Source organism: Mesorhizobium sp. P5_C1 (assembly GCF_054049815.1).
In genome coordinates this window covers 1-9,348 of record NZ_JBFULQ010000203.1, presented here as the reverse complement: position 1 = coordinate 9,348, position 9,348 = coordinate 1, and the positions used below count along the sequence as shown (strand labels likewise).

Annotated in this window: 10 protein-coding genes; 1 reads left to right on the top strand and 9 read right to left on the bottom strand. The window is 62.2% G+C overall.

The genetic code is table 11. The features are described from left to right. From ACXJ7R_RS17180 to ACXJ7R_RS17140, 9 genes are all read right to left on the bottom strand, one after another. Nucleotides 1-1,285, bottom strand: a 1,285-nt coding sequence (locus tag ACXJ7R_RS17180; RefSeq protein WP_457152878.1) for a RiPP maturation radical SAM C-methyltransferase, incomplete at its 3' end; no start/stop codon positions are given. Next, nucleotides 1,269-1,841 carry a hypothetical protein gene (locus ACXJ7R_RS17175; protein WP_457152877.1) on the bottom strand — a complete coding sequence of 191 codons (573 nt, stop codon included), beginning with the start codon at nt 1,839-1,841 and terminating at the stop codon, nt 1,269-1,271. The genes ACXJ7R_RS17180 and ACXJ7R_RS17175, both read right to left, overlap by 17 nt. A 73-nt stretch (nt 1,842-1,914) precedes the next feature. Further along, complete coding sequence (locus ACXJ7R_RS17170) at nt 1,915-2,460, bottom strand: hypothetical protein (RefSeq protein WP_095080443.1); 546 nt, start codon at nt 2,458-2,460, stop codon at nt 1,915-1,917. Next, nucleotides 2,453-3,538 carry a radical SAM protein gene (locus ACXJ7R_RS17165; protein WP_095080445.1) on the bottom strand — a complete coding sequence of 362 codons (1,086 nt, stop codon included), beginning with the start codon at nt 3,536-3,538 and terminating at the stop codon, nt 2,453-2,455. Before ACXJ7R_RS17165 ends, ACXJ7R_RS17170 begins: the two co-directional genes overlap by 8 nt. Then, nucleotides 3,535-4,578 (bottom strand): hypothetical protein, encoded by a 1,044-nt coding sequence (locus ACXJ7R_RS17160; RefSeq protein ID WP_457152876.1) that lies wholly within the window; start codon nt 4,576-4,578, stop codon nt 3,535-3,537. Before ACXJ7R_RS17160 ends, ACXJ7R_RS17165 begins: the two co-directional genes overlap by 4 nt. Before the next feature lie 176 nt (nt 4,579-4,754). Next, on the bottom strand, nt 4,755-5,918 hold the full coding sequence (locus ACXJ7R_RS17155) for a radical SAM/SPASM domain-containing protein (protein ID WP_457152879.1): 1,164 nt from the start codon (nt 5,916-5,918) through the stop codon (nt 4,755-4,757). A gap of 44 nt (nt 5,919-5,962) precedes the next feature. Then, nucleotides 5,963-7,309: a radical SAM/SPASM domain-containing protein gene (locus ACXJ7R_RS17150; RefSeq protein WP_095080450.1), complete on the bottom strand. Its 1,347-nt coding sequence runs from the start codon at nt 7,307-7,309 to the stop codon at nt 5,963-5,965. 12 nt (nt 7,310-7,321) lie between these two features. Next, complete coding sequence (locus ACXJ7R_RS17145) at nt 7,322-7,867, bottom strand: hypothetical protein (RefSeq protein ID WP_457152875.1); 546 nt, start codon at nt 7,865-7,867, stop codon at nt 7,322-7,324. Nucleotides 7,868-7,909: 42 nt separating this feature from the next. Beyond that, a complete protein-coding gene (locus ACXJ7R_RS17140; protein ID WP_457152874.1) occupies nt 7,910-8,623 on the bottom strand; it encodes a hypothetical protein in 714 nt (237 codons plus the stop codon). A gap of 171 nt (nt 8,624-8,794) precedes the next feature. Here ACXJ7R_RS17140 and ACXJ7R_RS17135 point away from each other — a divergent pair. Then, nucleotides 8,795-9,348, top strand: a 554-nt coding sequence (locus ACXJ7R_RS17135) for an SdpI family protein (protein ID WP_457152873.1), incomplete at its 3' end; no start/stop codon positions are given.

The following is a 9,348-nucleotide window of genomic DNA, read 5'->3' as shown; positions in this document are numbered from 1 at the left end:
CTTCCTCATAGTCCTCCGGCCGTTCCCCAGGAAAGCCGCAGAGAACGTTCCAGGTGACCAGCATCTTGTGCTGGCGGACCCATTTCAAGGTCTGCACATTCTGGATGCCGCGAATGCCCTTGTCCATGAGCTTGAGCACATGCGTGTTCAGGTGCTCGATTCCGGGCTGCATCCAGGTCGTTCCCAGGCGTCTGAGAACCCCGATCTGGTCCTTCTTGAGGTTTGCCTTGGTCTCGTAGAACAGCTGCAGCTTGGTGCCGTCCTCCACCAGGGACGGAAACACCGTCGCGAAGTAGCGCATGTCGACAATGTTGTCGGTTGCGAAAAAGGTATGAATCCCCGTGCTGTCCCGCAGATGGCGGAACTCGGCCAGCGCGCGGTCCGCCGACTTTGCTCGGTAGCCGATACCGAGGCCGTTGAGGCCGCAAAAGGTGCAGTGGTGCTTTTCGCCCCACCAGCATCCGCGCGAGGTTTCGATGGTTAGCTCCGGTTCGATGAATTGCGGCGCCGTGGACCGCTCGAACGCGGCGAGGAAATCGCTGTGATCGGGGAAGGGGAGGCTGTCCATGTAGCGGACCGCAGCTTGTGGCACGAGGCTCTCGACGGTTTCGCCTCCCGCGCCACGATAGACGAGGCCGCCAATGGTTGACATGTCCGAACCTTTGCGAACGGCCTCGATCAACTGCGGAAAACTCGTATCGGACTCGCCGCGGCAGACCGCATCGATGAAGCTGAAGCTGCGATGCAGTTCAAGCCCCATCTCACCCTCGCAATTGGCGCCGCCGAACACGACATGCAGGTTTGGCGCGCGCGCCTTGAGCGCCTTGGCCATGGCAAGGCTCGCGAGGTTCTGCTGAAAGGTGCTCGAGAAACCGACAATGTCGACGTCTTGAAGGTCGATCGTTTCCGCCAGAGCGTCGATGTACTGGGGAGCCTGCTCCCGTGCATAGCGGATCTGGCCCAGGAAGGCGTTGGGGTAGTAATCGCCCGGCGTGGTCCTGGCATATCTATCGAAGGCCTCGTCGGGTAGCGCGTCGTGTCTCCAAAGTGCGCGGCTGAACACCCATTCCCCCGGCAGGTCGTGCGTCGGAGCGCTTTGCGCGATCCGCTGATAGAGCGGAAAGCCGATGCGGTCGGCAAAGCGGTGATTGGCGTAGAATACGTCGCATGCAATGCCTTGCTGTCGCAGACGCGCGGCAAACAGGCTTACGCCCAGCGCCGGCCTTTCGATCGGCAGGAACGGCATCACGCACAGCAGCACTTTCGAATTAGCGGCCTTTCGCATTGGCGGCCTCCGAGGCTTGCTGTGTTCGCCGATCCAGTTCGGCGAGGCGGACTTCCAGCCGCGACAGGCTCGCCAACCGGCTCTCCAGAACCGAAATGCGCGCGGCGAGAGGCTCGATCGCCTTGCCAACCGTGCTTCCAGACTTGAAGGAACCGGTGACGGCGATCGCCGTCACCGCAACCGCCACTGCCACGGCTTCGGCAATGATCGCCACGTCGACGTCGACATAGGCAAACGCCCCGGCGAGATCGGTCGGGTTGGCGATGCCGACTTCAGGATGATGCGCAAGGATGTACTCGCGCAGCCGGTCGAGTTCCCCGCGGCTATGCAGCTCGACCACCTGAGGGTCGAAGAACAGCCGGATGATCGCCTTCTCGCGGTCGCCAAGCGCAATCGTCTGGTCGGCGTCCACGCCATAGGTCCGCAACAATGTTCCGGGATGATCGCAGAAACTGTCGAGCACTCTGCGATCGGCAGCGATGTCGTCGCGCAGCCGGGCCAGCCCGACCGGTGGAGGTGCCGTCACAAATTCCCGCAACAGTTCCCTTTGCCGCATACCAGCCCTCCGGTGTCCACACGGACGAAGACACGGGGGTGAACGCTATGGGCGTTCACCCGGTGATGCCGCGTCAGCGAATGCGCTGCTCGAGACGGGTGACCTTCGCATCGAGCTTGTCGACAAGATTGACCCGAGCCTCGAGCGCCGCCACCTTGGCGCTGAGAATTCCCGCCTCGGCCTCGATCGTTGCCAGCTTGGAAAACCTGTCGGCTGCGCCCGCCACAACGATCGCCGCGACGGCCACCGCAACGGCGACGACCTCGACCTCGATAGCCACGTCGAAGTCCGCGACCGCCACTGCGTGGGTGTCGCCGGGATTGGTGATCACGATTTCCCTGTACTTGTCCGTGATGTGGGCGCGCAGGTCGTCGATCTTGCCGCTGTTGTACAATTCGATGACGCGAGGATCGGAGAACATCCGGATCATCGCCTTTTCACGGTCGCCGAGCTTGATATCGCCACTCACCGCAAGGCCGTGATCCTTCAGCACCGCTGACGGTTTGTCGACGAATTTCTCAAGCAGGCTCGGGTCGGACGCAAGTCTTTCTGACAGGTTCCTGACTTTTTCCGGAGGGTTATCGCTGACGAGTTTTCTGATGAGATCGCTATCATGCATGGTCTATGGCCTCCTGCCGGGATGAGGCGATTGGCGTATGCCGGGTGGACTGGTCCGGCCATTCTGCCTCGGGTTTTTGATGAGCCAGCCGATAACGGTAAAGGACGTCGTCGCGCCGCTCGCGCCAATGGTGGGCAAGCACGTCGCGCACCAATGCATCGTCATAGAGCGCGCGGCATGCGTCACAGTGATGATTGAAACGGTTCTCCCAGTCGATGCGTGGATCGATCGTGGAAGCCCAGGCGAGTATGTGCTCCGGCCCCTCTACCGCGAGCCATATCTTCAGGAAATCATTGCCGGCGGCTTCCGCGAGTTCCACGAGCGTTGCGTCTTGAAGCGATCCGATCTGCATTTCGGGAATCTGTTCGCGCGTCAAACCGCAGCAGGCGCCGACCTCGCCGCGCGGATTGACCACCATCGTGTCCAGCACGCTTTCACAGGGCGCGCGGCGGTGAATGTTCAGGTGGTTGGTCAGGCTGGCGGGGCCATGCCGCACGGAATCGCGATCCTCCATCGCCATCCAGGGACTGTCGAACACAATGAGGTTGGGATGGTCGCGGATCGCTGCCATCTCCGGATGAGAGAGCAGTCCCTGGGCATGAAAAGTCCGGTCCATTTCGCGTTCCACCACGACAACGGCATTCATGCCGAGCCTGATCGCTGCGGCTGCGCCATAGGCGATGCGCTCGACCGGTACGAACTGCTGATGGTGGTCGCCGGTGCTCAAGTTGATTTCACGCAGGCCAGCCCTGTAGAGCGGCTCGAGGCGTGCGTGCGCGGCTTGCACCGACTTCGCCCAGTAGCCGTTGGTGACACACCGGCTGGCGAGCCCTCGCTCGGTGCAGCGCGCAACCGCCACGACAAGCTCATCTTCCAGCATGAAGCATTCCCCGCCGGAGAAGACCACAAGCTTCATCGACGGCATCTCCGCCGCCTGCTCAATGGCATCGAGCATGCGCCACAACGGCAGTTTCTCCGCGATCCCGGGATGCGACGCGAAGCAGCAGTTCTCGCAGGCGGCCGTGCATTGGTAGGACGTCAGCAAGGTCAGCGTGGTTGGTTTCCTGCCGGCGTTCATGCGTTGCCCTCCCGCATTTGTCTGATGACCGGGTCGAACATTGCGAAATAGGCCGGCTGTGCCTCGGACGCGCCAGCTATCACCAGGGCGATGCGCGCTATCAGCGGACCTGCCTCGAGCACGGTCTGGTCGGACGACTCGCCGGCCCAGCGCCCGCGCGCGCTCGGCCGTGTCGGAATTGCCGGGTTTGCATCGGGCTGCAGCATGTGGGCAAGGCCGGCCGGAATCAGCACGTCGCGAATTCCGGCCTGGGTGCGGCAAACCTCGGACATCACCGCCTTCCATGGCGCGCTGTAGAGCGCCAGCATCATCAACGCGTCGGCGATATCCAGGCGGTCCAGTCCGTCGACTGCCGTCCGCGCTTCATCCGCCACCTGAGCTGGCTCACAATTCAGCATTTCGGCGACCGCCTCATTGGCGAACACCGTGGCGAGCAATGCCTCGAGACGGCAGCGCCGGTCGACAATGCTCCAGAACAGCCGCTGAGCAAGCGGCCGGCGCGGGGTGGGAAATCCTATGCAAAGCAGCCGCCGGACATGGTGCCGCTCGCTTTTTTCGATCGCATCCAACGCATCAAGCGGCGCCTCGACCGCATTGAGGACGGCGCGATCGCTAAGGAGACAGGATACGAGCCGAGAGACCGAATGGCGGGCAGGGATTAGCGTATCCTCGTCGGCCCCGACATCGATGATCAGCGGTTGGCGCCCCGGCTTTCTTTTCAGTTGCAGATTGATCCGCTCGCGCCCACCCGCGGCAAGCATGATCTCCATCTCCACCGTTTCGTGCCGCGGGCTCGCAACATGCAGTCTGAACTTGCCGGGCGGCAAAGCCCTGAACAGCAAACCGTCGAAGGCGCGGGCGTAGCGAAGGATGCGCCATGTGCGTCCGCTGTCGAGATGGGTCAGTACCGGGAACATGTTTCCTTGCGGAAGCCGTCCGTCTTCGTCGCGTATTTCCAGCTCAAGACAGCACGCGACGGTCGACGACGTCGCTTGGTCAACTGGAGAAAGCATACTCATGGGACGCCGCTCCTGCCGCATCGATATAACCACCGATGCTCCGAAAATCCGTCCTGGCCACAGAATTACACCCGCACTAAGAAATACCGACTAATAGATTCGAGATATATCTGTTGTGTATACAAATATAAATGCCGCACCGACTAAATATCAGCGCAGGTTTCAGCATTTTTCAAGATTTTTTTATTATATGTTACTCATATTACATTTTCAAGCGATCCAGTTGAAATTTTCATATCTTCCGGCGCGCCAGGCAGTCGCCGGCCGGTGTCGAAAAAGCCGGCCGCGATCACGCCTTCCTCGTCACGCTCCGCCAGCTCCGACCGCTTCGGTTCGCTCTCGGCCGAGATTTCATCCTTCTCGAGAAATCGCTTGAGCAGCCAATGATCGAGGCGTGCATCGACTTCCTTCGCGCACAAGCCTTTCGTGGCCGCGACGCAGACGTCGCAAATCGAGGCGTAGCCGTCAGGGTCGGAGGAGCGATCTGGGCTCATTTCCGCAATCGCCTCATGGAGTGCGCGCGGACCGAACTGATTTATGAACCGGAAATGCGTCCGCGTTTGCATCGCGTCAAACAGATCCGCGAGCGAACGCTCACGCACGTTGCCGACCGTGAAGCTCGCGATCTTGCCGCCGGCACAGCAGCACGCCTGAAAACTGCCGTCGGGGTAGATGACCGGTCGGTTCACCACTTCTTGGCAAGGCGTATACGTGTAGGTGGCGAGATCCGAGCGGTAGTGCTCTTCGGGGTATTCGGCGGCGCGTCCGAGGCCGACAAGCCTGCCAAACGAGAGGTTCACCATCTGGGTCAATTCGGGCGGCACGGTATCGGTAGCCACCTGCCTGATGAACTCGTCCTCGTCGAAGAGGCGGATCTTCTCGGTGGGGATGCCGTAAAGTTGCGAGAACAGGGCGACAGGATCGCCCGGCATATTGAGGACCGTGTTGACGATGACCGGAAAGCCTGCTTCCCAGGCGATCTCGATTGCGCGACGGAAAACCTCGGCCGGAAGGAATTCCAGGTGAAATTTGTCGGCACTGAAATTGAGGGAATCAAGCCCGGCGAGCTGCAGCCGGTAGAGAAGGCGCCGGCCGGTGGCTTGATTGCGACCCCAAAAACCGTTGGTGATCACGCGTGTCGCAAATCCCAGCTGGTTGGCCACGCCAAGCAGGCGCTCCAGGTGGTGCGGGTACATCATCGGCTCGCCGCCGGTGAAGACGATCGTCGACGGCCTGGGATCGAGTGAGGCTGCCTCGGTGATGCAGCGCTCCGCCAATTCCATGGCCATGCTGTCGAAATTGTCCGGGCCGGAAAGGATGCCGCAATGGCGGCAGGCGATCGGGCAACGGTGCGTGAACATGATTCCCAGTTCGAGCGGGCGTTGAACGTCTGTGCCGGGTGCATTCATGGCGCGGCCTCCCGGTGACGGGGCTGCGCCGTCTTTGCCGTCGCCGCCCGCAGCCCGGCGTTCGACCAGACACCGCTGCCGGCCGCGCCCAAGAGCGTCGCGAGCGCGGCAAGCTCCTCGAGCCCGCCTTGATCGCCTTCCTCGCCATCCAACGGCTCCTCGATGATCTCGAAGCGGCCGTAGTCGAACGGCACGCCGGGGGCACGCTCGACCAGACGGATCCGTTCGCGCAGGCCCTGGCCCGCGAGCGTCAGTGCCCGGTGGTGGCAGAACGGGTTGTTCCCGGGACGCCCGAACAGCGCATGTGCCGTCCATGTGCAGCCCGCCTTGCAGCGATCGGCGTGTTCGCAGGTGGCGCAGAACCCCCACAGATCGGAGCGCGTCCTTGCGCCGAGGCCGCGTATACGCTCACTCGACCGCCACATGTCCTCGATAGAGCTGGTGCGCACCGAGCCCGCACCATAGTCGGCGCTCGGCAAGGAGGGACAGCCCTTCAATGTGCCATCGGCTTCAAGGCCCAGCGCAGCCTGGCCCGCGAGGCAACCGCTCCATGTATGCCCGTCGGCGCCGCCGTAGCGCAGATAGGGCTCGTGCGGACCGAAATAGCCGATGTTGTTGCCAGGGAAGAGCTGGACGCCGCCCGGCTCCAGCACCGTCCGCTTGAGCCTTGCGAGCAGCGGCATCACGTTGAGCATATCGTAGGGCTGCAGCAGCAGGTCCGGACGGTCTGCCGCGCGGCCGAGAGCGACCGTCAGCTGCACTTGCCAGGCGCTCGCGCCGATCTCGACCAACAGGTCGGCAAGCGCCGGCAATTCCGGCAGGCTAAGCCGGTTGATCTGGGTGTTGACGCTGAGGCCGATCCGGCCGGTGGCCATGATCCGTCTTGCTGCGTCGAGTGCTGCTTCGTAGCTGCCGATGCGGCCGCGAAGGTGGTCGTGCGTCGCGCCGATGCCGTCGATCGACACGCCGATCCGCCTGATGCCGGCCGCGAGCGCTTCCTGGATGCGGAAATCATCGAAGCGATATCCGCCGGTCACCATGGTGCAGGCCATTCCAGCCTTGGTGACGGCGCTGGCGATGTCGACCCAGTCATCCCGCAAATAGGCCTCGCCGCCGATCAAAGTGACCTCGCGAACGCCAAGCGCCGCAAGCTGCTTCACGGTGTCGAGCGCCTCCTCGAGCGTCAGCTCGCCAGGGCGTTCGGCGCCTGCCCGCGAACCGCAATGCCGGCATCCGAGATCGCACTTCAGCGTGATTTCCCAGACGCAGACGCGTGGTGGCTCGGACGGCCCGGACCACCAGCGCACGGTCTTCGTCGGATCACCATCGTAGACGTCAAGCATTGGGGCGCACCATCACTTCACACGAGCGAGAAAGGCGGCGAGCATGTCGGCGTTCACGCCCTCGATGGCAACGCCATCCGGCCCGACGATGGAGAAGCTGAGCTTCTCCTTGGGAAAGCGAGCCAGTTCGCGCAGTGACCTCAACTGCTCGACCGATGTCATGGCCAATGATCCGGCGGCCGCCACCTGCGTAGATGAGGACGTCACCACGGAGACGCCGTAGATGACCACCGCCGAGGCAACCGACACGTCGATCCCGGGTTTGCCGCCCGCGGCTGCCGAACCCTTCCAACCGATCACGCCGAACCGCTCCCACAACTCCCCGGCCGTCAACGTCTCCGGCTTGGCCCGTGCGAACTCGTCTTGCCACTCTCGCCCCGAAAACACGTGTTCGAGTTTCTTCAGCAGATCCCGTTCGTCGATGCGGTCGGGAAGCGCCAGCACGTCGGGGTTCAGCCCCTCTTCGGACAACACGTGCTTGGGCGATTGGACAAAGCGGTGGCGAAAGTCCTTGTCCTTGCGCAACCGGTTGATGAAACTCGCCGCTTCGGTTCCCATGACAAGCTCCTTGTACTTCGCATGCTTGCGGGGTCGGGCCGCTCAGCGCAGGCGGCCGACCAGCGCCTTGATCGCTTCGATGCCGAGGCCGTGCAGTGATCTCCCGTCCGGTCCGCTCACCGCAAAACTGAGGGCCCTTGCTGGCAGCCGGGTCAGTTTGCGCAACCGGCCGAGACGCGCCAACTCCACATCCGTGCGGGCTGCGCTGCCCTGCGCCGTAACAAGGGATATGACGGAGGTGGTTGCCGTCGTACCGTAGATGATGCTCGTCGCTGGGATCGACGGCGACGCAAGATCATAGTTGACGCGGATGAAATTGAACCTGTCCCAAAGTTCCTGTGCCGATGCATGCCTCAGTGTGGCCGCATCCGGCGGAACGGAGGATATTTGCGCGTCGATACGCCGTTCCAGCGCGTCGAAATCGATCTTGGAAGGCAGGTCAAGGAGGTCTGGATCGAGCCCGCTCGCGCGAAGAACGCCGCGCGGATCATCGGCGAATGCCTGCCGGAACGCTTTGTCCCTGTGGAGCTTCTTTATGAAATCTGCATAAGGCGACACCATAGGTTCCCCCCTACGCTGAGCGCGTTGGCCATGCCTCTCGAATGTGACAATCGTCAGTTTGCCAGCGTAATATTGTTTCCAAATTCGCGGCGGAAACTTAAAGATTACTACCCTATCGCCAGTTTTCAGGCAAGAAAAGTACGTTATTTTACCGTTGCTAATGTGAGTTAAGAAAGGGTTTACAATCAAGCTCACAATCGAATGCGAGGCCGTGTTTGGCCATGCCGTTGATCCTGACGCCGATTCGGGGCAGCATTCCTTTGCGGTAGCGCGAGCGGACGCGGCGCTGCGAACCGGCCGCCTGAACTGGCAAATGGTCGAACAGGGAGACCTCTCATTCACCGAAGGCTGATAGCGCTCATTGTGATGGTACTGAGCGGCATCGTCGCGGCACTCTTCACGTCGCCGGATGCACGCATTGCGGTTCACTGGTCGGCGTCGGGCGAAGCGGACGTCTTTGCGGGCCGCTGGATCGCATTGCTTGGTGCGCCGGTGCTGCTCGCCGTGCTGTGGATGGTCCTGCGCCTGTGGCCGGGGCGGCAGGTCGAGAACAGGCAGGCATCCGGCGAACCCGCAAGAAGTTTTGCGCCGGACCATGCGTGGCTCATAGGCCTTTTGCTGCTCATCCTGCTGCAGGCCTTCTTGATTGCTTCGGCGCTTGGATTCCAGACGAACCGCCTTCGGCTGATGCCGATCATCCTCGGCGTGATCATGATCGTCGTCGGTGCTCGAATGCCGCTCCTGCAGCCCAACCGGTGGTTCGGTATCAGAACACCCTGGACCCTTGCGGATCGGGACGTCTGGACGAGAACTCACCGATTCGGCGGCCCCGTCTTTCGGGCGGCCGGGCTGCTCACCGTGTCGCTGCCTCTTTTCGGCTTGCCGGACGATCGTGTCGGCCCGGCGGTGCTGGCTATCCT